The 25431-nt window shown below is 69.0% G+C and carries 26 protein-coding genes; 24 read left to right on the top strand and 2 right to left on the bottom strand.

Translation table 11 applies throughout. The annotated features are described in order from the left end of the window. The first annotated feature begins 30 nt into the window (after nucleotides 1-30). The 21 genes from ACLB90_RS09205 to ACLB90_RS09105 all read left to right on the top strand — a co-directional run bounded on the left by ACLB90_RS09205 (nucleotide 31) and on the right by ACLB90_RS09105 (nucleotide 22421). Nucleotides 31-339, top strand: a complete 309-nt coding sequence (locus ACLB90_RS09205; protein ID WP_411852630.1) for a helix-hairpin-helix domain-containing protein — start codon at nucleotides 31-33, stop codon at nucleotides 337-339. A 94-nt stretch (nucleotides 340-433) separates the two neighbouring features. After that, a complete protein-coding gene (locus tag ACLB90_RS09200; protein WP_411852629.1) occupies nucleotides 434-1399 on the top strand; it encodes an NAD-dependent epimerase/dehydratase family protein in 966 nt (321 codons plus the stop codon). A gap of 87 nt (nucleotides 1400-1486) precedes the next feature. Then, nucleotides 1487-2209, top strand: coding sequence for a glycosyltransferase family 2 protein (locus tag ACLB90_RS09195; RefSeq protein WP_411852628.1), 723 nt, complete (start codon nucleotides 1487-1489; stop codon nucleotides 2207-2209). Next, a complete protein-coding gene (locus ACLB90_RS09190; RefSeq protein WP_411852627.1) occupies nucleotides 2209-2550 on the top strand; it encodes a lipid-A-disaccharide synthase N-terminal domain-containing protein in 342 nt (113 codons plus the stop codon). Before ACLB90_RS09195 ends, ACLB90_RS09190 begins: the two co-directional genes overlap by 1 nt. A 573-nt stretch (nucleotides 2551-3123) precedes the next feature. Next, entirely contained in the window at nucleotides 3124-4908 is a 1785-nt protein-coding gene (locus ACLB90_RS09185; protein WP_411852626.1) for a DUF885 domain-containing protein, read from the top strand. A gap of 100 nt (nucleotides 4909-5008) precedes the next feature. Continuing rightward, nucleotides 5009-5374, top strand: a complete 366-nt coding sequence (locus tag ACLB90_RS09180; RefSeq protein WP_411852625.1) for a DUF2946 family protein — start codon at nucleotides 5009-5011, stop codon at nucleotides 5372-5374. A gap of 57 nt (nucleotides 5375-5431) precedes the next feature. Further along, nucleotides 5432-6742 carry a TolC family protein gene (locus tag ACLB90_RS09175; RefSeq protein WP_411852624.1) on the top strand — a complete coding sequence of 437 codons (1311 nt, stop codon included), beginning with the start codon at nucleotides 5432-5434 and terminating at the stop codon, nucleotides 6740-6742. After that, nucleotides 6739-7722: an efflux RND transporter periplasmic adaptor subunit gene (locus ACLB90_RS09170; RefSeq protein WP_411852623.1), complete on the top strand. Its 984-nt coding sequence runs from the start codon at nucleotides 6739-6741 to the stop codon at nucleotides 7720-7722. The genes ACLB90_RS09175 and ACLB90_RS09170 overlap by 4 nt, the downstream gene beginning before the upstream one ends. Before the next feature lie 38 nt (nucleotides 7723-7760). Next, the gene (locus tag ACLB90_RS09165; protein ID WP_411852622.1) at nucleotides 7761-10925 is read left to right on the top strand and encodes an efflux RND transporter permease subunit; all 3165 of its coding nucleotides are present in this window, start codon (nucleotides 7761-7763) and stop codon (nucleotides 10923-10925) included. 148 nt (nucleotides 10926-11073) lie between these two features. Beyond that, nucleotides 11074-11556, top strand: coding sequence for a hypothetical protein (locus ACLB90_RS09160; RefSeq protein ID WP_411852621.1), 483 nt, complete (start codon nucleotides 11074-11076; stop codon nucleotides 11554-11556). Beyond that, the gene (locus tag ACLB90_RS09155; RefSeq protein WP_411852620.1) at nucleotides 11553-13268 is read left to right on the top strand and encodes a hypothetical protein; all 1716 of its coding nucleotides are present in this window, start codon (nucleotides 11553-11555) and stop codon (nucleotides 13266-13268) included. Before ACLB90_RS09160 ends, ACLB90_RS09155 begins: the two co-directional genes overlap by 4 nt. A gap of 8 nt (nucleotides 13269-13276) precedes the next feature. After that, nucleotides 13277-13477 carry a hypothetical protein gene (locus ACLB90_RS09150; protein ID WP_411852619.1) on the top strand — a complete coding sequence of 67 codons (201 nt, stop codon included), beginning with the start codon at nucleotides 13277-13279 and terminating at the stop codon, nucleotides 13475-13477. Beyond that, entirely contained in the window at nucleotides 13474-14022 is a 549-nt protein-coding gene (locus ACLB90_RS09145) for a hypothetical protein (protein WP_411852618.1), read from the top strand. Before ACLB90_RS09150 ends, ACLB90_RS09145 begins: the two co-directional genes overlap by 4 nt. A 4-nt stretch (nucleotides 14023-14026) precedes the next feature. Then, nucleotides 14027-15583 (top strand): AAA family ATPase, encoded by a 1557-nt coding sequence (locus ACLB90_RS09140; protein ID WP_411852617.1) that lies wholly within the window; start codon nucleotides 14027-14029, stop codon nucleotides 15581-15583. A 238-nt stretch (nucleotides 15584-15821) separates the two neighbouring features. Beyond that, nucleotides 15822-16058, top strand: a complete 237-nt coding sequence (rpmB, locus tag ACLB90_RS09135; protein ID WP_005411638.1) for a 50S ribosomal protein L28 — start codon at nucleotides 15822-15824, stop codon at nucleotides 16056-16058. Nucleotides 16059-16068: 10 nt separating this feature from the next. Further along, nucleotides 16069-16236, top strand: coding sequence for a 50S ribosomal protein L33 (gene rpmG / locus ACLB90_RS09130; protein ID WP_172407465.1), 168 nt, complete (start codon nucleotides 16069-16071; stop codon nucleotides 16234-16236). Between the two features lie 130 nt (nucleotides 16237-16366). Next, a complete protein-coding gene (gene cls / locus ACLB90_RS09125; protein WP_411852616.1) occupies nucleotides 16367-17785 on the top strand; it encodes a cardiolipin synthase in 1419 nt (472 codons plus the stop codon). A gap of 36 nt (nucleotides 17786-17821) precedes the next feature. Next, nucleotides 17822-19222, top strand: a complete 1401-nt coding sequence (locus ACLB90_RS09120; protein ID WP_411852729.1) for an FAD/NAD(P)-binding protein — start codon at nucleotides 17822-17824, stop codon at nucleotides 19220-19222. A 52-nt stretch (nucleotides 19223-19274) separates the two neighbouring features. Beyond that, complete coding sequence (gene uvrD, locus ACLB90_RS09115; RefSeq protein ID WP_411852615.1) at nucleotides 19275-21467, top strand: DNA helicase II; 2193 nt, start codon at nucleotides 19275-19277, stop codon at nucleotides 21465-21467. Nucleotides 21468-21483: 16 nt separating this feature from the next. After that, complete coding sequence (locus ACLB90_RS09110; RefSeq protein ID WP_411852614.1) at nucleotides 21484-21810, top strand: low molecular weight protein tyrosine phosphatase family protein; 327 nt, start codon at nucleotides 21484-21486, stop codon at nucleotides 21808-21810. 56 nt (nucleotides 21811-21866) lie between these two features. Then, nucleotides 21867-22421: a hypothetical protein gene (locus ACLB90_RS09105; RefSeq protein ID WP_411852613.1), complete on the top strand. Its 555-nt coding sequence runs from the start codon at nucleotides 21867-21869 to the stop codon at nucleotides 22419-22421. 10 nt (nucleotides 22422-22431) lie between these two features. On the opposite strand, the gene ACLB90_RS09100 is transcribed toward ACLB90_RS09105, so the two are convergent. Then, nucleotides 22432-23148, bottom strand: coding sequence for a DUF4386 domain-containing protein (locus tag ACLB90_RS09100; protein WP_411852612.1), 717 nt, complete (start codon nucleotides 23146-23148; stop codon nucleotides 22432-22434). Between the two features lie 256 nt (nucleotides 23149-23404). Here ACLB90_RS09100 and ACLB90_RS09095 point away from each other — a divergent pair, with 256 nt between their 5' ends. From ACLB90_RS09095 to ACLB90_RS09085, 3 genes are all read left to right on the top strand, one after another. Continuing rightward, nucleotides 23405-23683 (top strand): hypothetical protein, encoded by a 279-nt coding sequence (locus ACLB90_RS09095; protein ID WP_411852611.1) that lies wholly within the window; start codon nucleotides 23405-23407, stop codon nucleotides 23681-23683. 62 nt (nucleotides 23684-23745) lie between these two features. After that, the gene (locus ACLB90_RS09090) at nucleotides 23746-24312 is read left to right on the top strand and encodes a sugar O-acetyltransferase (protein WP_411852610.1); all 567 of its coding nucleotides are present in this window, start codon (nucleotides 23746-23748) and stop codon (nucleotides 24310-24312) included. A 75-nt stretch (nucleotides 24313-24387) separates the two neighbouring features. After that, nucleotides 24388-24834 (top strand): universal stress protein, encoded by a 447-nt coding sequence (locus ACLB90_RS09085; protein ID WP_017357491.1) that lies wholly within the window; start codon nucleotides 24388-24390, stop codon nucleotides 24832-24834. Between the two features lie 274 nt (nucleotides 24835-25108). Here the strand turns inward: ACLB90_RS09085 and ACLB90_RS09080 are convergent, their stop codons facing one another. Then, a complete protein-coding gene (locus tag ACLB90_RS09080) occupies nucleotides 25109-25348 on the bottom strand; it encodes a hypothetical protein (protein WP_411852609.1) in 240 nt (79 codons plus the stop codon). Nucleotides 25349-25431 lie beyond the last annotated feature (83 nt).

The following is a 25431-nucleotide window of genomic DNA, read 5'->3' as shown; positions in this document are numbered from 1 at the left end:
CGACCGGCGCCAGAGGATGTCCCCCCAGCAATGAACCCCACCAAGGTCGACCGCAACCATCTGTTGCGTCTGACCGACCTGCCGAACGTCGGGCCGGCCTGTGAGAAAGATCTGCGTCTGATCGGCATCCGCGTGCCTGCGCACCTGCGCGGCCGTGACGCCTATGACATGTATGCGCAGCTGTGCCTGCGTACCGGCGTGGTGCACGATCCGTGCGTGATCGACGTTTTTCTGTCGATCGTGCGCTTCATGCAGGGCGAATCGCCGCGCCCCTGGTGGGATTTCAGCAAGGAACGCAAGGCCACGCTCGCCAAGGAAGCGCCGCTCACGCTGCGGTGAGGGCAGGGCCGGTGCGGGATTCTGCACGCCCCGGCTGCCATGTCGTGCACGGCGTAGCACAATGGGCGCAGTGAACTTTCCGGGACGCGTATCCATGACCATTCTTGTCACCGGCGCTGCCGGCTTCATCGGCGCCAACACCGTCCGTGCCCTGCTCGATGCGGGCCACGCGGTGGTCGGCCTGGACAACTACAACGACTACTACGACCCGCAGATCAAGCGTGATCGCGTGGCCGCGCTGTGCCCGGAGGCGGACATCCGCGTGCTGGACCTTACCGACCGCGACGGCCTGGCCGCGCTGTTCGACGAGGTCACGCCGACCCGGGTGATCCACCTGGCCGCGCAGGCCGGGGTGCGCTATTCGCTGGAGAACCCGCACGCCTACGTCGACAGCAACTTGGCCGGCTTCGTCAACATGCTCGAACTGTGCCGCCACCGCGGCGTGGCGCACCTGGTGTATGCCTCCAGCAGCTCGGTGTACGGCGATTCGGCGACGCCGCCGTTCTCCGAGGACCAGCGCATCGACCAGCCGCGTTCGCTGTATGCCGCCACCAAGGCGGCCAACGAGCTGATGGCCTACACGTACGCCCATCTGTACGGCCTGCATGCCACCGGCCTGCGCTTCTTTACCGTGTACGGCCCGTGGGGCCGCCCGGACATGGCACCGCTGCTGTTCTCGCGCGCAGTGCTGGCCGGCCGCCCCATCGATGTGTTCAACGACGGAAAAATGCAGCGCGACTTCACACATGTCTCCGACATCGTGGCCGGTATCCTCGGCGCGCTGGCGCATCCGTCCAGCGAGGAGGTTCCGCACCGTGTCTTCAACCTGGGCAACCATACCCCGGTCGAGCTGGAACACTTCATCGGCGTCATCGAGGCCGCCGCCGGACGTCCGGCGCACAAGGTCTACAAGCCGCTGCAGCCCGGCGACATGGTCCGCACGATGGCCGACACCACGCGCGCGCGTGACGCCTTCGGCTATGAGCCGGCCACGCCGATCGAGCGCGGCCTGCCCCCGGTGGTGGCCTGGTGCCGGGCGTATTTCGGCGATCACGCCTGAAACACACGCCCCAATTCATCTTCAGATAACCTCGCGTGCGGACAATGCGCGCTCTTTTTCGATCCTGGCCCTTCGCAGAGCCCGACCATGAGCCAACCCCACCTGTCGGTCGTCGTCCCGGTCTTCAATGAACGCGACAACGTCAAACCCCTGATCGACGAGATCACCGCCGCGCTGCGCGGCCGGATCGCCTTCGAGATCGTCTACATCGACGATCACTCCCGCGACGACACCCTGGCCGTGCTGCAGGGCCTGAAGGCCAGCAACCCGGAGCTGCGGGTGCTGCACCATGTCAGCCAGAGCGGGCAGAGCACCGCGGTCCGCACCGGGGTCAAGCACGCGCGCGCGCCGTGGATCGCCACGCTGGACGGCGATGGCCAGAACGACCCGGCCGACATCCCCGGGCTGCTGGCCGCGCGCGACACGGCCGAGCCGCAGGTGAAGCTGTTTGCCGGCTGGCGGGTCAACCGCCAGGACAGCGGCAGCAAGCGCTGGGCCAGCAAGTGGGCCAACGCGATCCGCGCGCGCATGCTGCGCGACGACACGCCCGATACCGGCTGCGGCATCAAGCTGTTCGAGCGCGCCGCGTTCCTGGACCTGCCGTACTTCGACCACATGCACCGCTACCTGCCGGCGCTGATGCAGCGCGCCGGCTGGAAGACCGTCAGCGTGCCGGTCAACCACCGCCATCGCACCGCCGGTGTCTCCAAGTACAACAACCTGGGCCGCGCCCTGGTCGGCATCCGCGACCTGCGCGGCGTGGCCTGGCTGATCACGCGCAGCAAGCGCACCGCCGTGGAAGAACGCTGATGGAGCTGCACTGGCTCGACCAGCCGCTGACCTGGCTGTACTGGACCGGCCTGCATGTGACCGGCTGGAAACTGATCGGCTATACCGGCGCGCTGATGTTCGGCGGCCGATGGCTGGTGCAGTTCGTCGCCTCCCGGCGCGCCGGCAAGCCGGTGATCCCGCGCCTGTTCTGGTACATGAGCGTGGTCGGCAGCCTGATGACGCTGAGCTACTTCCTGTTCTCGGCCAAGCAGGACTCGGTGGGCGTACTGCAGAACCTGTTCCCGGCCTTCACCGCCCTGTACAGCCTGAAGCTGGATATCCAGCACCGTGGGTGGAAGCGGGACAAGGCGCAGCATTGATGTAGCCACCGGGTAGAGCCGACTGTTAGTCGGCTGCCTTTCGCGCTGGGTAGAGCCGACCGGGTAGAGCCGACTGTTAGTCGGCTGCCTTTCGCGCCGGGCAGAGCCGACCGGGTAGAGCCGACTGTCAGTCGGCTGCCTTTCGCGCTGGGTAGAGCCGACCGGGTAGAGCCGACTTTTAGTCGGCTGCCTTTCGCGCCGGGCAGAGCCGACCGGGTAGAGCCGACTGTTAGTCGGCTGCCTTTCGCGCGGGCGTACGGCGAGACCAGAGGAGCAGCCGACCAACGGTCGGCTCTACCACGCGCCTTCGGCGCTCCGGTCTCGATCTGCGGTCGATCCCAGCAGCCGACCAACGGTCGGCTCTACCACGCGCCTGCGGCGCTCCGGTCTCGACCTGCGGTCGATACCAGCAGCCGACCAACGGTCGGCTCCACCACGCGCCTGCGGCGCTCAGGTCCCGACCCGCGGTCGATCCCCAGGTCCTGCCGCGTTGCGGCAGGACCTTTGATCCATGCACCGGCCCCTGCGGCGGTGCCATGATCGGGGTTTGCCGTCCACCGGGAACCGCTGATCGTGAAATCGCCGCTCGTCACCGCCCTGCTGCTTGCCCTGACCCTTCCCGCAGGCGCTGCGTTTGCCGCCCCGCCGGCCGCCCCGGCCGCCGCCCCGGCCAGCCTGGCCGCCGAGAGTGCCGCCGATGCGCAGTTCCGCGCCATCTACGAGAAGGAATGGACGTGGCGCCAGGACGGCGGTGGCGAGGCCAGCGAAGACGGTGACGGTCCGGCCAACGCCACCCGCATGCCCGACGTCGGCGCCGCCGCCCAGCAGGCGCGGCTCAAGGTCTGGGACGCGGTGTTGACCCAGCTCGACGGGATCGATCCGAAGACGCTCTCGGCCGACAACCAGATCAACTACGCCATCTACCGCGACCAGATCTTCAACCTGGCCGCCGAGGTGCGCCTGCGCGGCTATGAAATGCCGTTCAACGCCGACTCCTCGTTCTGGTCGAACCTGTCGTTCATGGCGCGCCGCGAAATGAAGACCGCGCAGGACTTCCGCAACTACATCGCGCGCCTCAACGATGTACCGCGCTACTTCGACCAGCAGACCGACAACATGCGCGCCGGCCTCAAGCGCGGTTTCAGCGTGCCGCGTGCGGTGCTCGATGGCCGCGAAGTGTCCATCGCCACCGTGTCCGAGCTGAAGGACCCCACCCAGTCGCCGCTGTACGCCCCGTTCAAGAAGCTGCCGGCCAGCATTCCCGCCGCCGAGCAGGCGCAGTTGCAGGAACAGGCGCGGCAGGCCATCGGCGGCGCCGTGGTGCCGGCGTTCGGCAAGCTGCGCACGTTCTTCGTCACCGAATACGTGCCGCAGGCGCGGACCACCCTGGCCGCCGAGGCGATGCCCGACGGCAAGGCCTATTACAAGCAGCAGATCCACGAGTACACCACGCTGGACCTCACCCCGCAGCAGATCCACGAGATCGGCCTGAAGGAAGTGGCGCGCATCCAGACCGAGATGAACGGCATCATCCAGCAGGTGCAGTTCAAGGGCAGCTTCGCCGAGTTCCTCACCTTCCTGCGCACCGATCCGCAGTTCTATGCCAAGACCCCGGACGAACTGCTGCACCGCGCCGCCTGGATCTCCAAGCGCGTGGATGGCGTGATCGGCAAGTACATGACCCTGCCGCGCGCGCGCTTCACCATCGTGCCGGTGCCGCCGGACATCGCGCCGTTCTGGACTGCCGGCCGCGGCGGCATGGGCACCTACTGGCTCAACACCTACAACCTGCCGGCGCGCCCGCTGTACAACCTGCCGGCGCTGACCCTGCACGAATCCGACCCGGGCCACGCGCTGCAGGGCGCGCTCGCCGCCGAACAGGGCGAGCAGCCCGAGTTCCGCCGCAATGCCTACATCTCCGCCTACGGCGAAGGCTGGGGCCTGTACTGCGAGAAGCTGGGCGTGGAAATGGGCATCTACGAAACCCCGTACGAGGATTTCGGGCGCCTGACCTACGAGATGTGGCGCGCCGCGCGCCTGGTGATCGACACCGGCGTGCACCACAGGGGCTGGAGCCGCGAGCAGGCCATCGCCTACCTGCGCGACCACACCGCGTTGAGCGAGCATGAGGTGACCACCGAAGTGGATCGCTACATCTCCTGGCCGGGCCAGGCGCTGAGCTACAAGCTGGGCGAGATCGCGATCGTGCGGCTGCGCGCGCAGGCCGAGAAGGAACTGGGCGACCGCTTCGACGTGAAGTCCTTCCACGACGCCGTGCTCAAGCAGGGCTCGGTGCCGCTGCCGGTGCTGGAACAGCAGATCCAGGCCTACATCGCCCAGCGCAAGGCCGCGACCTGAGCCGGACGGGGCCTGCGGCCACGCGGCAGGCCCCGCCAACGTGAACCTTCGCGCCACACTGCGATTGTGTAACGGGCAAGCGGACCGCTACCCTGCGGCCATGTTCCGCCGTGCCCGCCCGCGTCCGTCCCTGCTGCTGCGCCTGCTGATGCTGGTCGCGGTCGGTCTGGGTGTGTTCGGCAGCGCCACGGCGTCGGCGCTGGCCGACATCCATATCAGCCTGCATGCCGATGCCGCGCACCTGGCCGATGATGCCACCGCCGATGGTCCTGACCACGACAGCAGCGATCTGCTGCACACGCTGGTCCACTGCGGCCATTGCCACGGCCACGGCGGCGTACTGCCGATGGCGGCGCTGCCGTGGACGCTGCCGTCCGCGCCGCCCCACGCGCTGCCGTCCAGCCTGACCGCGCAGCTGCGTACCCAGCCGCCCGAGAGCCTGCTGCGTCCTCCGATAGCGGTCTGATGCCACGCGGCCCCGTGCCGCCGTTCGCCATCTGAACCGTTTTCTGGAGAATCCCCCATGTGGATGCGTCTGGCAGCCTTGGCTGCCTTTGCGTTCGTGCCGTGCGTGTCCGCACAGGGCACGGCGCCGGCTGTAGCGTCACCTCCCACCGTATTGACCCTGGATGATGCGATTGCCCGCGTCGCGCGCTACCACCCCGACCTGCGCCTGGCCGATGCGCAGCGCCCGATCTGGGAGGCGCGCCGCGATGCGGCGGCACTGCGCCCGCCGTTGACCCTCGGCGTCGACCTTGAAAACGCGCTCGGCAGCGGCGACGCCAGTGGTCTGCAGGCCGCCGAACTGACCGTCACCCTGGCCGGCGTGCTCGAGCGCGGCGGCAAGCTGGACGCGCGCCGTGCCGTGGCGCAGGCCAACATCGATGCGCTGGCACCGCAGCGCGAAACCGCGCGGCTGGATCTGATGGCCGAGGTGGCGCGCCGCTACCTGGCCGTGACCGAGGCGCGCCAGCAGCTGGCCATCGCCACCACCGACATCGAACAGCGCCGCCGCGCGGTTGCCGCCGCCCGCCTGCGGTTGCAGGCCGGCGCGTCGCCGGAATCGGTGCTGCTCACCGCGCAGTCGATGCTGGCCCAGGCCGAGCTGGACCGCGACCGTGCCCGGCAGATGGACCTGTCCGCGCGTGCGGCCTTGTCCGCACTGTGGCGTGCGCGCGATCCCGGCTTCGAGGCGGTCACCGGCGACCCGATGCGCCTGCCGGCCCTGCAGGACTTTGCCGTGCTGGCCGAGGAACTGCAGCGCACCCCCGAACTGGCCGTGCTGGCCGGCGAGCGGCGCCTGCGCGAGGCGCAGTTGACCCTGGCCCGGACCCAGGCGCGGCCGGATGTGAGCTGGCAGGTTGGCGTGCGCAACAGCCGCGACACGCGCGATACCTCGCTGGTGGCCGGTTTCAGCCTGCCGCTGGGCAGCGTGCGCCGCGCCGAACCGGACATCCGCGCCGCCGAGGCCGAACTGGCGTTGAGCAGCGTTGAGCGCGAGGCACGCGAACTGCAGCTCTACGCCACCCTGGCCGAGGCGCATGGCCGTTACCTGACCGCGCGGCTGGAAGTCACGCGCATGGCCAGCGACGTGCTGCCGCAGCTCAAGCGCGCCGAGAACGCCGCCGAGAAGGCGTGGCGTGCCGGCGCCATCAGCTACATGGAGTGGGCGCAACTGCAGGCCCTGCGCATCGAGGCGCGACAGCGCCAGCTCGCGGCCGCGATCGCCGCACAGACCGCGCTGATCGAAATCCAGCGACTCACCGGCCAGAGCATGGTCGCTACCGCCGATGCCCCGGCACATTCCACGGTGTCCACGGAGGACCGCCCATGACCCTTTCCGCATCCCGCACCGCCCTGGCCGCCAGCCTGCTGCTGGCCCTGTTGGCCCTGACCGGCTGTGGCAAGGACACCCCGGCCACCGCTGCGCCCGCCGCCGAAGACCCGGGCCACGGCGAGCCTGGCCACGAGGACGGCGAGGAGGACCACGACGCGCCGGAGAGCACCACGATCACCGCGGCGATGGCAGCGCAGGCCGGCATCCGTGTGGCGCCCGTGGCCGCCGGCACCATCGCCGACGAGCACGACGTGCAGGGGCTGCTGACCCCCGTCGACGGGCGCGTGGCGCAGGTGATGGCGCGCTTCCCCGGCCCGATCCGCTCGCTGCGCGCCAATGTCGGCGACCGCGTGGCGGCGGGCCAGGTCCTGGCCAGCATCGAAAGCAACCTCAGCCTGACCACCTACACCGTCAGCGCGCCTATCGCCGGCGTGGTGCTGGCACGCCAGGCCCAGGTCGGCGGCGTGGCCGGGGAGGGCACGCCGCTGTTCGAGATCGGTGATCTGTCCACGCTGTGGGTGGACCTGCACATCTTCGGCAACGATACCCAGCACATCACCGCCGGCGTGCCGGTCACCGTGTCGCGCATGACCGATGGCGTGAGCCAGACCACCACGCTGGAACGCGTGCTGCCCGGTACCGCCACCGCCAGCCAGAGCACCGTGGCGCGCGCCACGCTGCGCAATGACGACGGCCTGTGGCGGCCCGGCGCGGCGGTCAAGGCGCGCATCGTGGTGGCCACCACCCCGGCCGCGCAGGTGGTGCCGCTGTCGGCGCTGCAGAGCATGGACGGCAAGGACGTGGTGTTCGTGCGCACCGGCGACACCTACACGGCCCGCCCGGTCACCCTCGGCGCACGCGACGCAACCCGGGTCGAAGTGCTGACGGGCGTGACGCCCGGCGACGAAGTGGTGGTGGAGCAGAGCTACGTGGTCAAGGCCGACATCGGCAAGGCGGGGGCGTCGCATGAACATTGATCGCGCGCTGCCGCCGCCCGTCCGCGGAGGATGCCGTCATGCTTGAGCGCATCATTGGCGTGTCCATCGCCCATCGCTGGCTGATGATGACGTTGACCACGGTGCTGGTCGCGATCGGGATCTGGAGCTTCACCCAGCTGCCGATCGATGCCACCCCGGACATCACCAATGTCCAGGTGCAGATCAACACCGCCGCCCCGGGCTATTCCCCGCTGGAGACCGAACAGCGCATCACCTATCCGGTGGAGACGGTGATGGCCGGGCTGCCGCGGATGGAGCAGGCCCGTTCGCTGTCGCGCTACGGGTTGTCGCAGGTAACGGTGGTGTTCGAGGACGGCACCGACATCTACTTCGCCCGGCAGCAGGTGGCCGAGCGCCTGCAGCAGGTCAAGTCGCAGATTCCCGAAGGACTGGACCCGCAGCTTGGTCCGATCGCCACCGGCCTGGGCGAGATCTTCATGTACACCATCGACGCCGATCCCAAGGCGCGCAAGGCCGATGGCACGCCGTACACCTCCACCGACCTGCGCACGCTGCAGGACTGGGTGATCCGGCCGCAGCTGCGCAACGTGCCGGGGGTGACCGAGGTCAACACCATCGGTGGCTTCCAGCGCCAGGTCCACATCACCCCGGACCCGGCGCGCCTGCGTGCGCTCGGCTTCACCCTGGAAGAGGTTGCCCAGGCCGTGGAGACCAACAACCAGAATGTCGGTGCGGGCTACATCGAACGCAACGGCCAGCAGTTCCTGGTGCGCATCCCCGGCCAGGTGGCCAACCTGGAGGAGATCGGCAACATCGTGCTGGCGCGCCGCGAAGGCGTGCCGATCCATGTGCATGACGTGGCCGAGGTCAAGGACGGCCCCGAACTGCGCAGCGGCGCGGCGACGCAGAATGGCCACGAAGTGGTGATGGGCACGGTGGTGATGCTGATTGGCGCCAACAGCCGCGACGTCGCCCAGGCGGCCGCCGCGCGCCTGCAGCAGGCCCAGCGCAGCCTGCCCGAGGGCGTCACCGTCACCGCCAGCTACGACCGCACCACGCTGGTGGACCGCACCATCGCCACCGTGGCCAAGAACCTGGTCGAGGGCGCGCTGCTGGTGATCGTGGTGCTGTTCCTGCTGCTCGGCAATTTCCGCGCGGCGCTGATCACCGCCGCGGTGATTCCGCTGGCGATGCTGTTCACCCTCACCGGGATGGCGCGTGGCGGCGTGTCGGCCAACCTGATGAGCCTGGGCGCGCTGGATTTCGGCCTGATCGTCGACGGTGCGGTGATCATCATCGAGAACTGCCTGCGCCGCTTCGGCGAACGCCAGCACGCGCTCGGCCGCGATATGACCCGCGAAGAGCGCTTCCAGGAAACCGCCAGCGCCACCGCCGAGGTGATCCGCCCCAGCCTGTTCGGCCTGGGCATCATCACCGCGGTGTACCTGCCGATCTTCGCGCTGTCCGGCGTGGAAGGAAAAATGTTCCACCCGATGGCGATCACCGTGGTCCTCGCCCTGACCGGCGCGATGGTGCTGGCCCTGACCTTCGTGCCAGCCGCGATCGCGCTGTTCCTCGGCGGGCACGTGCAGGAGAAGGAAAACCGTCTGATGGCCTGGGTGCGCCGGCGTTACGAACCGCTGCTGGCGTTCTCGCTGCGTCGCGGGCGCTGGATGGTGGCCGGTGCGCTGGTGCTGGTGGTCGGCTGCGGGCTGCTCGCCACCCGTCTGGGCAGCGAGTTCGTGCCCAACCTGGACGAAGGCGATGTGGCGATGCATGCCATGCGCATTCCCGGTACCAGCCTCACCCAGTCCATCGAGATGCAGAAGCACATCGAGAACCGGCTGGTGCAGTTCCCCGAGGTGAGCAAGGTGTTCTCCAAGATCGGTACGCCCGAGGTCGCCTCCGACCCGATGCCGCCATCGGTGGCCGACACCTTCATCATGATGAAACCGCGCAAGGACTGGCCGGACCCGCGCAAGTCGCGCGCGGCGCTGCTGGGCGAACTGGAAGCCGCGGTGGAGCAGCTGCCCGGCAACAACTACGAGTTCACCCAGCCGATCCAGATGCGGACCAACGAGCTGATTTCCGGTGTACGCGCGGACGTGGCGGTGATGTTGTTCGGCGATGACCTGGAGACGCTGCTGTCGGTGGGCAAACGCATCGCCGCAGTGGCCGGCAAGGTGCCGGGCGCGGCGGATGTGCGGGTCGAGGAAACCAGCGGCCTGCCGCTGCTGACCGTCACCCCCAACCGCACCGCCCTGGCCGGGTACGGCCTCAACCCCGGCCAGGTGCAGTCCACCGTGGCCACTGCGGTGGGCGGGCAGGTGGCCGGGCAGCTGTTCGAAGGCGACCGCCGCTTCGACATCGTGGTGCGGTTGCCCGAGGTGCTGCGCCAGGACCCGGCCGCCCTGGCCGACCTGCCGGTATCGCTGGAAAGCGCACTGGCCGGTGGCGATGCCGATGAGTCCAGCCGTGCCGCCAATGGCACCAGCGGCGCGCGCACGGTGCCGCTGCGTGAACTGGCCACGTTGACCAACAGCGAGGGCCCGAACCAGATCAACCGTGAGAACGGCAAGCGCCGCATCGTGGTCACCGCCAACGTGCGCGATCGCGATCTGGGCGGTTTCGTCGGCGAGCTGCAACAGACCATCGGCCGCGAGGTGCAGGTGCCCAACGGGTACTGGATCGAGTACGGCGGCAGCTTCGAGCAGTTGATCTCGGCCAGCCAGCGCCTGGCGATCGTGGTGCCGCTGACCCTGATCATCATCTTCGCGCTGCTGTTCTGGGCGTTCGGCTCGATCAAGGATGCCGCCATCGTGTTCAGCGGCGTACCGCTGGCGCTGACCGGCGGTGTGCTGGCCCTCGCCGCGCGGGGCATTCCGCTGTCGATCTCGGCAGGCGTGGGCTTCATCGCGCTGTCCGGCGTGGCGGTGCTCAACGGCCTGGTGATGATCAGCTTCGTGCGCAGCCTGCGCGACGGTGGTCTGCCGCTGGCGGAAGCCGTGCGCGAGGGCGCGCTGGGCCGCCTGCGTCCGGTATTGATGACCGCGCTGGTGGCGTCGCTGGGCTTCGTGCCGATGGCCTTCAACGTTGGCGCCGGCTCGGAAGTGCAGCGCCCGTTGGCCACCGTGGTGATCGGCGGCATCGTGTCGTCCACGCTGCTGACCCTGCTGGTGTTGCCGGTGTTGTACCGATGGCTGCATCGTCGCGACGCGTAGCCGGCATGAGCATGGCGGCGTCGCTGCTGCAACATGGCGGCGACGCCGGTAGAGCCGACCATTGGTCGGCTCACGCGCGGAGCCTGCCCGACTCTGGTACCTTTCTGCGTCGTTACGCCGCAGCAGCGGCAATGCAGGACGCAGCGACATGGCGCGCAATCTACTGTTGGGTACCGCCCCAACCACTACTCCGGCCCTGGCCACCACGCGGTCACAGGCCGCGACCGGCCTGGCCTCCGCATCGCTGGATACCCGCCTGCGCCAGAAGCGCTCGCCGGCGTACATGCAGGCGATGGCGAAACTCGATGCCGGCGGCCATGTGCACGACCGCCAGGCACTGGATGCGCTGCTCGCGCAGATCGACCAGGAACTGGGCAAGATCGAGATCCAGGAGCGCCTGCTGGGCATTGTCGGGCGTTGCTACCTGGGGCATCCCTACGAAGTGCACACCCTGGACCTCGGCGGGCGCATCACCGAGCATTTCAAGAAAGGCCACCCGCTGCCGCTAACGCTCGAACGGGCCCGCGTCCTGGCCACGCATCCGTCGTACGCCTTCATCGAGGTGTATGCCACGCGCATGGTGGCGGTGAGCGACTCCGGGCAGACCGCGATCATTGAAGGAACGGCATGAGTACCCAACGCATCATCCATATGGCGGACCTCTCCGCCATCAGCAACAGCCTGCGCTCGCTCGGCCGCGACCTGGACTCCCTGAACTCGCAGGTCGGCGCGGTCCAGCACGACGTCGGCGCAACCCGCAGCGAACTGGCGCGCCTGGAAAAGGCGTTCATGGATTTCGTCGCCGCCGACGTCAAGGCCAAAGAGCTGTCGCTCGCCGAGACCCGCCAGGTCAAGATCCGCCAGGAACTGGAAACCCGCTTCGGCCACTACGGTGAAGTGCGTCGCCAGACCACCGGCATCCTGCAGGCCGCCGATATCTCACTCGTGCGACAGGACACCATCCGCGCCGCCAGCGAGAACCTGATGCTCGCCGCACCGGGATACTGGCTGGCGCCGGCGCTGGTTGCGCTGGCCGCCTGGCTCAACGACCACAAGGACCTGGCCGAGCGCGCGCTGGCCGAAGCGATCCGCCGCGACGACGAGAAAACCAGCCTGCTGTTCGCGCTGGTCAGCCGCCGTGCCGGCCGTCTGGCCGCGTCGCAGCAGTGGATGGACCGTTACCTGGGCATGCAGAACCCGGTGGAACTGGACCGCCAGACCGTGGTGCTGATCGATGCGATCGCCGCCGGTGTGTTCGGCGTGGAAACCGCGCTGGCCTGCGTGGCGCGTACCAGCGACTGGATCGAGGAGCTGTCCCAGCGGGCCGGCTTCATCGAGAGCCAGCGCAGCCAGTGGATCGATGCGCTGCGCTCGAAGACGCCGCACGGCGATGACAGCGCCCGCTATCCGCACCTGCAGCAGTACAGCCCCACCTGGCCCGCCCTGCAGGCCTCGCTCAATGCCACCGCCACGCACGGTGCGGTGGCCCAGCATTTCCAGAACGTGTTCACTGGCGAGGTCCGCGCGACCGCCGGCCTGACGGCCGACGTCGATGCACTGCTGACCAAGCTGGTTTCCCATTTCGATGTGGAGGAGCTGCCGCTGCGTCGTGATGAGGAGCTGTGCCGCCTGATCATCGAAGAGAACGGTGACCGCGCTGCCGCCACGTCGCGCTTCCAGCTGCAGGATCCCGCGCTGGAGCACCGCATCAGCTTCACCCAGCTGCTGACCAACGCGGCGATGCACCCGGAAACCTCACACGCCTCGCGCGCCACCCAGCGCTTCGCCACCGCGCAGTCGCGCGCCTGGATCCTGGAGGCGCACCACGACCTCACCGCCAGCATCCGCCTGGCGGTACCGACGCAGGTGCAGCTGCACCTGGATGGCTGGGACGGAACCACCACCGACGGCGGCAACCAGGCCGAGCTGGAAACCTCGCTGGGCCAGCACATCGACGGCCGCATGGCCGAAGCGCTGGCATCGGTGAAGCTTGGTATTCACCACTGGCTGGTGATGGGCCTGGGCATCCTGCTGATGCTGCTGGCCCTGGGCAACATCGTGGGCATGGTGATCGCGGCGGTGATGCTGCTGTGGGTGTACATGGCGTACCGCAACCTGGACAAGCAGCGCACCAAGGTCCGCGCCGATTTCGCCGCGCTGCGCGAGCAGACCCAGCAGGCCTTGAAGGCCTGCGTTGCCGAAGTGGTCGAAGTGCGCCGCGACCTGGCCGCGCGCGATGCGCAGTCCGAGTCGGTGACCGCGCTGCTGGAATCGATCACGCCCGACCAGTTCACCCTGAGCGGCCACGACAATACCCGCCGCATTCTTGCCGCCACCGCCTGAGGCCCGTCATGACCCGATCCCTGCTGGATGCCACTGTCGCGCCGCCGCCGTTGCCGGTCGACGCGCCCTCCCTGCCGCCGTCGCCGGTCGAGCGCACACCGTCCCCGGCCGTGTCCGTCGCCCCGGACGCCCTCGCCGGCGCCCTGCCGGGCTGGGACCTGCTGCCGGCCACCGGGTTCGTGCGGCGCAAGCGCGCCACGGCCGGATGACCCTGCCGGTTCCCCGCACCTACGCGCAGTGGAGCCAGGTGCTGGAGGCCTTCGACGATGGCCAGCACGATGCCGAGGCCCTGGCCGCGATGGCGGCCGGGCAGCTTGACTGGACGCCCGGCGTGGCCACGCTGTTCAGCCAGCGTGTCTGCGCGCTGCTCGACCGCCGCCTGCAGCGCTGCGGCGCACGCCTGACCCGTGACCTCGGCCTGCGCAGCGACGAGGTCACCCTGGTGCGCGCGCTGCTCGATGCGCGCCGCCACTTCGCCGTGCTTCACCAGCTGGCCACCCTGGCCACGCTGCCCGAACCGCTGCGCGCGCACCTGCGCACCGAGCTGGAACGCATCGCTGCGGACATGCAGCGCGGGCTGGAGGAGGGCGCACAACGCGCCCGCTGCGAGCGTTCGCTGCGCGCGCTGCGCCACAACAGCCTGTGCCACTACCGGCCTGCCGCTACCGATGCCGTCGCGCCCGCCCCGGTGCCCGGCGCCCCTTCCGCGGACCCGCCGGCACTGCCGGCGCGCCGCCGTACCCTGATGATCTGACCCCATGAGCGATACCCGCGAGTTCCACGCCACCCTGACCCGCTACCTGAAGGCGCGCGTGCCCTTCATCTCCATCCGCAGCACCGAGCGGGCGCGGGTGCTGGACATCCTGCGCGACGTTGCCGGCGCGCTGAATGCCCCGTTCTACGTGCACACCCTGTCGCAGGGCACGCGTGAGCTGTCCACCGGCCGCATCGTCAACGAGGACAGGTCGGTGGTCGGCGCGGTCGACTTCGCCAGCCAGCAGATGGCCCAGCGCCAGAACCTGAGTTTCGTGCTCACCGAAGTGTCCGACCTGGAGGACGACACGCCCTCGGCGCGGCAGCTGATCGACGTGGCGATGCTGGCCGCCGACCACGGCGGTTCGCTGGTGGTGGTCACCAGCAAGCCGATCTTCGGCCAATTGCAGCGGCTGGGCATGTCGCTGGTGCTGTCGCCGCCAACCGAAGACGAGATGGCGGTGATCATCCACGAGCAGATCGACCCGTATCGCAGCCAGTTCCAGATCGCCTGGGACGATGCCGACATCCGCCAGGCCGCCGCCATCCTTGCCGGCATCTCGCGCCTGGAGGCGGAAAACATCATCGCCACGCTGCTGGTGAACGGCCGCATCGACAAGAACGACCTGGTGGAGCTGATGCACGCCAAGGACCGCATCTTCGCCGACATTTCCGGCATCGAGCGCGTGCCCGTGCGCGGCGGCGACCTCAGCGTGGGTGGCCTGGGTGGGCTCAAGGACTGGCTGGCCCGCGAGCGCCCGCTGCTGACCGCCGACCTGCGCGAGCGCGGCATCCGCCCGCCGCGCGGCGTGCTGCTGGTGGGCGTGCCCGGCTGCGGCAAATCGCTGTCGGCCAAGGCCATCGCGCAGGACTGGCAGTTGCCGCTGTACCGGCTCGACCTGTCCACCATCCACGGCCAGTACCTCGGGCAGAGCGAGGGCCGGCTGAAGGAAGCCCTGGCCACCGCCGATCACGTGGCACCGTGCGTGCTGTGGATCGATGAGATCGAGAAGGGCCTGGCCGGCGCGACCGGCGGCGGCGATGGCGGCACCTCGACCCGGCTGGTGGGCCAGTTCCTGTACTGGCTGCAGGAAGCCCGCACCCGGGTGTTCGTGGTGGCCACCGCCAACGATGTCTCCAAGCTGCCGCCGGAGCTGCTGCGCCGTGGCCGCTTCGACGAACTGTTCTTCGTCGACCTGCCGACCGCACCGGAACGCCGCGACATCATCGGCATCTACGCCCGGCGTGGCCTCCAGCAGCGCGAGCTGGCCCCGGCGCTGCTGGACGAGCTGGTCGACCTGTCCGAGGGCTTTGCCGGCTCGGACCTGGAGTCGGCCGTGCGCGAGGTGGTCAAGGAGGCCTACCTGAAGGGCGACGCGGTGGTCACCGATGACCTGTTCCGGCGCAGCTTCCAGAACGTGGTGCCGCTGTCGCGGACCGCGCCGGAGCAGATCGAGAACATCCGCGCCTGGGGCCGCGAGCGCGCCGTGCCCGCCTCGGGCGAGGCGATCGCCGGCACTCCGCTGACCAGCGGCCGCCCACGCCGCGCCGTGCTGACCTGAGGCGGTCCGGGCCCAGGCGCCGGGGGCTTGCCCCCGCGGCGCCTTGCACCGCAGGGGACACGCTGGCATAATGCGCGGCTCGCTGTGTCCAAAAACCTTTGGATCGGCGGCCGGGAACACGTCATCCGGTCCGCCCTCGTCAGCGTAACCCTTTGATTCTCATGACGTGTGGCGGGAAACCGTCGAGGCCGCCGTCGCCCGGGCTATGGGCTGACACTTACTTTCATCGAGGTGCGCAATGTCCCGCGTATGCCAAGTTTCCGGCAAGCGAGTGCAGACGGGTAACAACGTCTCGCACGCCAACAACAAGACCCGTCGTCGTTTCCTGCCCAACCTGCACGAGCGCCGCTTCTGGGTTGCCAGCGAGAACCGCTGGGTCAAGCTTCGTGTTTCCGCGCATGCCCTGCGCACCATCGACAAGAACGGCATTGATTCCGTTCTGGCTGAGCTGCGTGCGCGCGGCGAAAAGGTCTGAGGAGTAAACGATCATGGCAGGCAAGCGCGACAAGATCCGTCTGATTTCGACGGCCAACACTGGCCACTTCTACACGACGGACAAGAACAAGAAGAACACCCCCGGGAAGATGGAATTCCTGAAGTACGATCCGGTCGTGCGCAAGCACGTCCTGTACAAGGAAGGCAAGATCAAGTAATCCGTCACCGGATTGGTTGATGTCCCGCGAAAAACCCGCCGAGAGGCGGGTTTTTTGTTGGCCGTGCGGCCCCACTGGCCGCACACGGCACCCGTGGCAGAATGCGGTTCCACCCCCGACGGGCGACGCGATGCTGTTCGAGTGGCTGCTGGGTTCCTGGTTGTTGATGCTGGACTGGCTGATCCGGCTGGCCGCGCTGTTCTGGATTCCCACCCGGACCACCCCGGGGGCCGCGCGCAGCTGGCTGCTGCTGGTCGGCTTCGTGCCCCTGCTGGGGTTGCCCCTGTACCTGCTGTTCGGCCACCCGTGGCTGTCGCGCCAGCGCGTGCAGCGCCAGGCCGAGGCGTCCCAGGTCATCCGTGAGGAACAGGCCCTGCAGCCACCGCTGCGCTGGACGCCGGTGCCGGATACGGCCACCGCCGAGATCGTGCCGCTGATCGAGCGCCAGGGCGACTTCATGCCCATCCACGGCAACGCGGTTGAACTGCTCAGCGACTACGACGCCTCGCTGCAGGCGCTGATCGCCGATATCGACCAGGCCCGCGACCGCGTGCACCTGCTGTACTACCTGATGTTCGACGATGCGGTCGGTGAGGCGATCGTGCAGGCGCTGCAACGCGCCGCCGCGCGCGGCGTGCACTGCCGGCTGCTGCTGGATGCGGTGGGTGCCAAGCGTGGCCTGCGCCGCTACCGGCACCGCCTGCAGGCGCTCGGCGTGGACGTGCGCGCGATGCTGCCCGGTGGCCTGCGCTGGCGGCGCAGCGGGCGCATGGACCTGCGCAACCACCGCAAGATCGCGGTGATCGACAACCGCGTCGGCTACATCGGTTCGCAGAACCTCGCCCAGCCGCAGTTCGTGCCCGGGTTCCCCAACAAGGAACTGGTGGCACGGGTGCGCGGCCCCGGTGTGGCGCACCTGGAAGCGGTGTTCGCCAGCGACTGGTACATGGAAACCGGCCAGCGCCTGGACGTGATGACCGCCGTGCCGGTGTGCTCGGCCGACGTGGCCACCCAGCTGCTGCCCAGCGGGCCGGCCTATCCCTTCAGCAATGCGCGCGACGCGGTCAACGCGCTGATCCATCTGGCCCGCCGGCGCATCGTGCTGGTCACGCCGTATTTCGTGCCCGACGAGGCCACGCTCAGCGCACTGCGCATCGCCGCGCTGTCCGGCGTGCAGGTGCAGTTGATCCTGTCGGCCAGCAGCAACCAGCGCCTGACCGCCTGGGCCCAGGAGGCGTACTACGACGAACTGCTGCGCTGCGGTGTGCGCATCGCCCTGTACGAGCCCAGCTTCCTGCATGCCAAGCACCTCACCGTGGACGAGGACATCGCACTGGTCGGCTCGATCAACCTGGATATCCGCTCGTTCGCGCTCAATGCCGAAATCGGCATGCTCTGCTACGACGCCGGCATCGTGGCCCAGCTGCTGCGCATCGAAAACGACTACCTGCTGCAGTCGCGCCAGCTTGACCTGAAAACCTGGCGCGGCCGGCCGGCATGGCGGCGCAGCCGCGAAGGCATCGCCCGGCTGGCCGACGCGCTGATGTAGCGCAGCGGCATGCGCCGACACGGGGGCATCGCGCGCATCGCCTACAATCGCCGCATGACTGCAACCGAACTTCCCCGCCAGTGCGACCTGGCCATCGTCGGCGGCGGTGCGGCCGGTGTGCTGGTCGCGTTGCACGCGCTGCGCGCCGCCACCCGCGCGGCCCACATCGTCCTGTTCGAGCCGGCCTCGGTGCTGGCGCAGGGCATCGCCTATGCCACGCCGTGGGCCGATCACCTGCTCAACGTGCCGGTCGGCAGGATGAGCGGCCTGCCCGAGGCGGCCGACGACTTCCTGGCGTATCTCCTGCAGGCCGATGCCTTCCCGGCCCTGGACCGTGACGCACTGGCGGCAGCGTACGTGCCGCGGCGCTTCTACGCCGCCTACCTGCAGGCGCGCCTGGAGCAGGCGCAGGCCGCCAGCCCGGCGCAGCTGCAGGTGGTGCACGAGGCCGTACTTGGCCTGCATCCGGGCAACGCCGTGCAGCGGCTGTCGCTGGCCAACGGCGATCACTGGCAGGCACGCCAGGTGGTGCTGGCCTGCGGCAACAGCATGCGGCCGCTGCCGGTGCCCGGCGCCGAGGCGCTGCCGCCGGGGAAGGTGGTCGATGCGTGGGATTACGACGGCGTGCGCCTGCTGGCCGGCGATGGCGACGTGGCCATCATCGGTTCCGGCCTGAGCATGGCCGACAGCGTGGTCGCGCTGGCCAACGCCGGCCACCGCGGGCGCATCCATGTGCTGTCGCGCCATGCGCTGCTGCCGTTGCCGCATGCGCACGGCGGTGCGGCCACCTTCGATCCGCAGCCGCTGCCGGGCATGCCGCTGCGCCAGGCACTGCGCGCGCTGCGCCTGCATGCCCGCGACGCCGTCGCGCACGGCCTGCCCTGGCAGGCGGTGATGGATCGCATCCGCCCGCTGGGCCAGGCGCTGTGGCGGGGGCTGGATACGGCCGACCAGCGCCGTTTCCTGCGCCACGTGGTGCGGTACTGGGATGTGCATCGCCATCGCATCGCCGAACCGGTCGAGGCGCAGGTTGCCGCACTGGAACAGTCCGGCCAGCTGCAGCGCCATCGCGCCCGCCTGGACACCGTGCTGGTGCTGGACAGCGCCCTGCAGGTTCACGCGCACGGTGCCGGCGGCGTGCTGCCGCTCCTCACGGTGGGCGCGCTGATCAACGCCACCGGCGTGGAAACCCGCGCTGCCGCGATGCGCAATCCGCTGGTGCAGCAGTTGCTGGCCGATGGGCTGGCACGCCCGGGTCCGCATGGCCTCGGGGTGGATACCTCGGTGGAGCAGGGGCATCTGCTGGATGCGGCGGGCCAACCGCAGGCGGGCGTGCAGGTCGTCGGCAGCCTGCGCATCGGCACGCTCTGGGAAAGCCTGGCGATTCCCGAGCTGCGCGGCCAGGCCCAGCAGGCGGCACGCGCCGCGCTGGGCTGAACCGGTTGCGGGCCGGGGCGGTCGCCGCGCGCTGCACGGGGTAAAATGGGGCATGGATGTCTCCCACTTGCTCGACGGGCTCAACCCCGCCCAGCGCGAAGCTGTGTCCGCGCCGCCCGGCCACCATCTGGTGCTTGCCGGTGCCGGTTCCGGCAAGACCCGCGTACTTATCCACCGCATCGCCTGGCTGAATGAAGTCTGCGGCGTGCCGACGCACGGCATTTTTGCGGTGACCTTCACCAACAAGGCCGCCGGCGAGATGCGTCACCGCATCGACCTGCAGCTGCCGCAGGGCAGCCGCGGCGCGTGGATCGGCACCTTCCACGGCCTGGCCCATCGCCTGCTCCGCCTGCACTACCAGGATGCCAAGCTGCCCGACAGCTTCCAGGTGCTCGATTCGGACGATCAGCTGCGCCTGGTCAAGCGGGTCGTGCAGCAGCTGGAGATCGACGACGGCAAGTTCGCGCCGAAGCAGATCGCCTGGTGGATCAACGAGCAGAAAGACGAAGGCCGTCGGCCGCAGCACATCCAGCCCGAGCCGCATGACGCCTGGCTGGAAACCATGCGCCAGGCGTATGCCGCCTACCAGGAGCGCTGCGACCGTGCCGGCCTGGTCGACTTCGCCGAACTGCTGCTGCGCGCGCATGAACTGCTGCGCGACAACCCGGCGCTGCTGGCCCACTACCGCTCGCGCTTCCGCGAGATCCTGGTGGACGAGTTCCAGGACACCAACGCCATCCAGTACGCCTTCGTGCGCGTACTGGCCGGCGACAGCGGCCACGTGTTCGTGGTCGGCGACGACGACCAGGCCATCTATGGCTGGCGCGGCGCCAAGGTGGAGAACGTACAGCGCTTCCTGAAGGACTTCCCCGGCGCGCAGACCGTGCGCCTGGAGCAGAACTACCGGTCCAGCGCCAACATCCTCGGCGCTGCCAATGCGGTGATCGCGCACAACCCGGACCGCATCGGCAAGGAGCTGTGGACCGACAGCGGCGACGGCGAGCCGATCGACCTGTATGCGGCCTACAACGAGATGGACGAGGCGCGTTATGTGGTCGAGCGTGCGCGCCAGTGGGTGCGCGATGGCGGCAGCTACGGCGACGCCGCGGTGCTCTATCGCAGCAACGCGCAGTCGCGGGCCTTCGAAGAAGCACTGCTGTCCGAGCAGGTGCCGTACCGGGTGTACGGTGGCATGCGCTTCTTCGAGCGCGCCGAAATCAAGGATGCGCTGGCCTACCTGCGGTTGATGACCAACCGCAACGATGACGCCGCGTTCGAACGGGCGGTCAACACGCCCACGCGTGGCATCGGCGACCGCACCCTGGACGAAGTGCGCCGGCTGGCGCGCACCCAGGCGATCTCACTGTGGGAAGCCACCATGCTGACCACGCAGGGCGACGCCCTGGCTGCGCGCGCACGCAACGCACTGGCCGGGTTCCTGACCCTGGTCAACCAGCTGCATGGCGAAGCCGGCGAGATGACCCTGGCCGAACGCATCGACCACGTGCTGGTGCGCTCGGGCCTGCGTGAGCACTGGTCCAAGGAAAGCCGCAACGCGCTGGATTCGGAATCGCGTGCGGACAACCTGGATGAACTGGTCTCGGTGGCCTCGCGTTTCACCCGCCGCGAAGACGACATCGAGGAAACCGGCGAGACCATGAGCGAACTGGTCGCCTTCCTCTCCTACGCCTCGCTGGAGGCCGGCGAAGGCCAGGCGCAGGCAGGCGAAGAGGGCGTGCAGCTGATGACCCTGCACTCGGCCAAGGGCCTGGAGTTCCCGCTGGTATTCCTGGCCGGCATGGAAGATGGCCTGTTCCCGAGCGCGCGTTCGCTGGAAGAGAGCGGCCGGCTGGAAGAGGAGCGCCGCCTGGCCTACGTGGGCATCACCCGCGCGCGCCAGAAACTGGTGCTCAGCTACGCCGAGTCGCGCCGCATCCACGGCCAGGACAACTACAACGTGCCCTCGCGTTTCCTGCGCGAGATCCCGCGCGAGCTGCTCAACGAAGTGCGCCCCAAGGTGCAGGTCTCGCGCAGCGCCTCGCTCGGTGCCAACCGTGTGATGGGCCACGCCGCACTGGAAGCCCCGCCGCTCAAGCTGGGTGCGATGGTCACCCATGCCCGCTTTGGCGAAGGCATGGTCACCGACTACGAAGGCAGCGGCCAGCACGCACGCGTGCAGGTGGAGTTCGCCGAGGCCGGCAGCAAGTGGCTGGTGATGGCGTACGCCAACCTGACGGTGCTGTAAGGAGGGCGCGCCACGGATGACGCGCCACGTTCTCTTCATCTGCAGCCAGAACCGCCTGCGCAGCCCGACGGCTGAGCAGGTGTTCGCCGATTGGCCCGGCATCGAGACCGCATCGGCCGGTCTCAAGCCGGATGCCGACGTGCCGGTCAGTCCGGAACTGCTGCAGTGGGCCGATCTGATCGTGGTGATGGAGCGCGCACACCGCAGCCGTCTGTCCAGCCGGTTCCGGTCATGGCTGGGTGGCAAGCGCGTGGTGTGCCTGGATATTCCGGACGACTACGACTTCATGCAGCCGGCGCTGGTGGAACTGCTGGAGCGCAAGGTGCCGCCGTTGCTGCGCTGAGCAGCCGTCCAGCGGCCGGCACTACAATGGGGCCCCCTTTTGCGCAGATCGCCCCCATGACCGATTCGCCGCTGCACATCAACGTCAAACTGAACGCCCGGCTGCAGCCCGAGCATCGCCTGCAGCTGTTCGAAGATCCGCTCGATGCGATGCTCGACGGCGCGGGCATCGGTGAAATTCTGGGCGGCGGAACGGCGCTGTCCGATGAGGGCGAGGTCGAGTACGGCGACCTGGAGATCCAGCTGCACGACGCGGCCGCACTGCCGCAGGTGATCGAACTGCTCGAGCAGCTCGGCGCACCGAAGGGGTCGCTGATCCAGCGTGACGGTGAGGACGACCTGCCGTTCGGCATCACCGAAGGCCTGGGGCTGTACCTGGATGGCGTGAACCTGCCGGACGAGGTCTACGAACAGTGCGATTCGAACTACGTGTTCGACCAGATCGTCGAGCGCATCGACGGCCACGGTGAAATCTGCAGCTGGTGGCAGGGGCCGAGCGAAACGGCGCTGTATCTGTACGGCGCCAGCTTCGACACGATGGGCGAGCGCATTGCCGATCTGCTCGCCAGCTACCCGCTGTGCCAGGGCGCGCGCGTGGTGCGGATCGCCTGACCGGCACCCATCAGCGCGGCACTCCGCGCGAGGGTGCGCTGCCGGCGTCGCGACGGGCGCCGAACAGCAGCAGCCACAGTCCGCTGCCGATCTCGCCCAGCGAGGCCGGCAGCGTGGCGTAGTTCGACAGCAGGGTGGTGGCATAGCCGGGAATCAGCAGCTCGCCGAAGACGTTGAGCAGATAGCCCACGCCCCCCAGCATCAGCAGCACGCCCAGCGCACGCGGGATCGCCCGCGTGCGCCAGACCAGCCAGCCAAATGGCAGCAGCCACAGCCCCCAGAACAGGCTGGCCAGGAAGATGTGGCTGCTCCAGCTCTTCAGTGCGGCAATGGCCAACGCCTGCAGCTGGTCGGGCGCCAGCGTGCGCGCCAGCACCGGATCGGTGAGCAGGGCAACGGCATCCAGGCGCTGCGCCAACGCTGCCAGTGCGATCGGCACGCCCGCCACCGCCAGCGCCACCATCAACGTGGCGGCGGTCCGGTACGACGGAGCGAACAGGCGATACAGGAGCAGCGGCAGGAGCAGGAAGGCGATCTGTTCCAGCGCGAACGCCGCGATGCCGGCGCGGAACAGGCCGGCATGCGTGGCGATGTTGGCCAGCGTGGCGGCCGGATCGCCGGCGACACTGATCTGGGACGGCACGTAGGCCAGGCTGAAGATGCCGGTGGCGATCACCACCAGATACACCCCACCTGCCCACCGCCCGGACTGCTGTTGCGTTGCCATCGCACCGCTCCCGACACCGGTGCGGAGCGACCGGTTGCCGTCACGCTACGGCTCGCCGGGCGCTGCCGTGACTGCCGGAAGTCATGTGCCGACGGACGGTAGGCGGCGCGCCAACCCGCTCCCTGCCGTCGCGGCCGCCCGGCTTCATCGGCCCCCGCCCCCGACTCATCCCGGATTTCACGCACTTCGTCGCGTGCTGCTTGCCCGGGTCACGGCGCGCGCCCAGAGTCTGGCGCTGTCCGCTGGGAGCGCGCATATGAACAAGGGAATCCCGTACCTGCTTGCCGTTCTGGTCGCGCTGACGCTGTCGGCCGACTGGGGCGCGCCGGTGCTGGCCCTGTTCCAGCATGCCTATGCCTGCCTGGAGGGCGGCGGTGGTCTGGACCTCATGCGCCTGCGCTGCGAGGCGCAGCCCACCGGGTTGTGCGCCGCGCTGGCCACATGGCCGTTCTGGGCGACGGCGGCGGCCGTCGCGGTGGCCGCGCTGCTGGTCGCGCGCCCGGCCGTGCGGTCAGGCGCGGCGCACGCGGCCTGACGGCGGCGTACCGCGAACGCGCCGGGCAGGGCATCATCGGCGGCCTGCCATGAGGAACCGCCATGCCCCTGACTGAAAAGGACAAGATGCTGTCCGGCCAACCCTATCGGCCGGGCGATCCGCAGCTGCAGGCCGAAATGGCGGCCGCGAAGGCATGGATGGTGCGCTACAACGCAGCCCTGGCCGCGTCGCCGGCGGCGCGTCGCGAGCTGCTGCGCGAGCGTCTCGGGGCGGTCGGCGAGGGGGCGGTGATCCGTCCGCCCTTCCATTGCGACTATGGCAGCCACATCCATCTGGGGCGCGATGTGTTCCTCAACTACAACTGCGTAATTCTCGACGTGGCCGAAATCCACATCGGCGACGGCACCCAGATCGGCCCGGCCGTGCAGATCTATGCCGCCGACCATCCGCGCGATCCGCAGCAGCGTGCCGCCGGGCTGGAATCGGCGCGGCCGGTACGGATCGGACGCAATGTGTGGATCGGGGGCGGTGCCATCCTGTTGCCCGGCGTGGAGATCGGCGATGACGCCGTAGTGGGCGCCGGCAGCGTGGTGACGCGCAACGTGCCCGCCGGCGCCACCGTGGTCGGCAACCCGGCGCGCGTGGTGGCGCGCCCGCACGGCGATTGATCCTGCTCAAGGCATGATCTCCACACCGGGTGTGCAATGGTGTCCCTTCCATTGCCCCCTCCCTGGAGCCCTGTCATGTACAAGCGAATCCTGATTGCCACCGATGGTTCGGAACTGGCCGAGAAGGGGCTGCTCAAAGGCCTGGAGCTGGCCAAGGACCTCAACGCCGAGGTCGATATCGTTACCGTGTCCGAGCCGTGGGCGGTGGGCATGTACGACGCGATGGGCTGGAGCGTGGGCTACATGAACAGCCCCGAGTACAAGGCCGACCGCGAGGAAACCGCGCAGAAGGTACTGGCACCGGCCAAGGCCACCGCCGATGCGCAGGGCTTGCGCGCGAACACCGTGCACGTGCTGGACCGCTATGCGGCCGACGGCATCATCGACACCGCCACCGAGCGTGGCAGCGACCTGATCGTGATGACCTCGCACGGCCGTCGCGGCGTCACCCGGGTGCTGCTCGGCAGCCAGACCGCCGAAGTACTGGCACGCAGCACCGTACCGGTGCTCGTCATCCGCTGAAGGGTGCGGCTAATCCGCGTGTTGTGCCGGCCGCTGGCCGGCTCCTCCCAATCCGGGGATATCGAGAGCCGGCCAGCGGCCGGCACTACACGCGGGTGTTGCTCGGCAGCCAGACGCCGAGGTGTTGGCGCGCAGCGCCGTACCGGTGCGGCTCATCCGCAGGTAGTGCCGGCCGCTGGCCGGCTCCTCGCGATGCAGGGGTATCGAGAGCCGGCCAGCGGCCGGCACTACCGGGCAATCCGCGGTATCGAGTGCCGCCGGGCAGAGCCCGGCACTACGGGCGCAGTTTGAGCGTCTGCGATTCGTCCAGGCTGCCGTCCGGCTGCAGCACCACGTAGCGCTCGCCGCTGCGATCAAACAACACCGGAATCGGATCGCGGAACAGCGGGCGGCGCACGAAGCGCAGCGCCCAGCCGAAATGCTCCAGCGTTTCCACCGCCTGCCGCTGCTCTGCGGTCAGGCCGGCCCTTAGCTGGGCAGGGTCCGGTGGTTGGCGGCGTTCAGGCGTGGTCATCGGGCAGGGCGGTGCGGTAAACGGGATCCACGCTGTTGCAAGCCCCGTACCGGCGGGGCAACGCGGCAGCGCCAGGGCAGGCG

Source organism: Stenotrophomonas sp. LGBM10 (assembly GCF_046736075.1).
In the GTDB taxonomy this organism is placed as follows: domain Bacteria; phylum Pseudomonadota; class Gammaproteobacteria; order Xanthomonadales; family Xanthomonadaceae; genus Stenotrophomonas.
This window is presented reverse-complemented; position numbering and strand designations above follow the sequence as displayed.

Coding starts and splice junctions, on each gene's coding strand:
- ACLB90_RS09205 (WP_411852630.1), top strand. CDS start 31: ATGAACCCCACCAAGGTCGACCGCAACCATCTGTTGCGTCTGACCGAC.
- ACLB90_RS09200 (WP_411852629.1), top strand. CDS start 434: ATGACCATTCTTGTCACCGGCGCTGCCGGCTTCATCGGCGCCAACACC.
- ACLB90_RS09195 (WP_411852628.1), top strand. CDS start 1,487: ATGAGCCAACCCCACCTGTCGGTCGTCGTCCCGGTCTTCAATGAACGC.
- ACLB90_RS09190 (WP_411852627.1), top strand. CDS start 2,209: ATGGAGCTGCACTGGCTCGACCAGCCGCTGACCTGGCTGTACTGGACC.
- ACLB90_RS09180 (WP_411852625.1), top strand. CDS start 5,009: ATGTTCCGCCGTGCCCGCCCGCGTCCGTCCCTGCTGCTGCGCCTGCTG.
- ACLB90_RS09175 (WP_411852624.1), top strand. CDS start 5,432: ATGTGGATGCGTCTGGCAGCCTTGGCTGCCTTTGCGTTCGTGCCGTGC.
- ACLB90_RS09170 (WP_411852623.1), top strand. CDS start 6,739: ATGACCCTTTCCGCATCCCGCACCGCCCTGGCCGCCAGCCTGCTGCTG.
- ACLB90_RS09165 (WP_411852622.1), top strand. CDS start 7,761: ATGCTTGAGCGCATCATTGGCGTGTCCATCGCCCATCGCTGGCTGATG.
- ACLB90_RS09160 (WP_411852621.1), top strand. CDS start 11,074: ATGGCGCGCAATCTACTGTTGGGTACCGCCCCAACCACTACTCCGGCC.
- ACLB90_RS09155 (WP_411852620.1), top strand. CDS start 11,553: ATGAGTACCCAACGCATCATCCATATGGCGGACCTCTCCGCCATCAGC.
- ACLB90_RS09150 (WP_411852619.1), top strand. CDS start 13,277: ATGACCCGATCCCTGCTGGATGCCACTGTCGCGCCGCCGCCGTTGCCG.
- ACLB90_RS09145 (WP_411852618.1), top strand. CDS start 13,474: ATGACCCTGCCGGTTCCCCGCACCTACGCGCAGTGGAGCCAGGTGCTG.
- ACLB90_RS09140 (WP_411852617.1), top strand. CDS start 14,027: ATGAGCGATACCCGCGAGTTCCACGCCACCCTGACCCGCTACCTGAAG.
- rpmB (WP_005411638.1), top strand. CDS start 15,822: ATGTCCCGCGTATGCCAAGTTTCCGGCAAGCGAGTGCAGACGGGTAAC.
- cls (WP_411852616.1), top strand. CDS start 16,367: ATGCTGTTCGAGTGGCTGCTGGGTTCCTGGTTGTTGATGCTGGACTGG.
- uvrD (WP_411852615.1), top strand. CDS start 19,275: ATGGATGTCTCCCACTTGCTCGACGGGCTCAACCCCGCCCAGCGCGAA.
- ACLB90_RS09110 (WP_411852614.1), top strand. CDS start 21,484: ATGACGCGCCACGTTCTCTTCATCTGCAGCCAGAACCGCCTGCGCAGC.
- ACLB90_RS09105 (WP_411852613.1), top strand. CDS start 21,867: ATGACCGATTCGCCGCTGCACATCAACGTCAAACTGAACGCCCGGCTG.
- ACLB90_RS09100 (WP_411852612.1), bottom strand. CDS start 23,148: ATGGCAACGCAACAGCAGTCCGGGCGGTGGGCAGGTGGGGTGTATCTG.
- ACLB90_RS09095 (WP_411852611.1), top strand. CDS start 23,405: ATGAACAAGGGAATCCCGTACCTGCTTGCCGTTCTGGTCGCGCTGACG.
- ACLB90_RS09090 (WP_411852610.1), top strand. CDS start 23,746: ATGCCCCTGACTGAAAAGGACAAGATGCTGTCCGGCCAACCCTATCGG.
- ACLB90_RS09085 (WP_017357491.1), top strand. CDS start 24,388: ATGTACAAGCGAATCCTGATTGCCACCGATGGTTCGGAACTGGCCGAG.
- ACLB90_RS09080 (WP_411852609.1), bottom strand. CDS start 25,348: ATGACCACGCCTGAACGCCGCCAACCACCGGACCCTGCCCAGCTAAGG.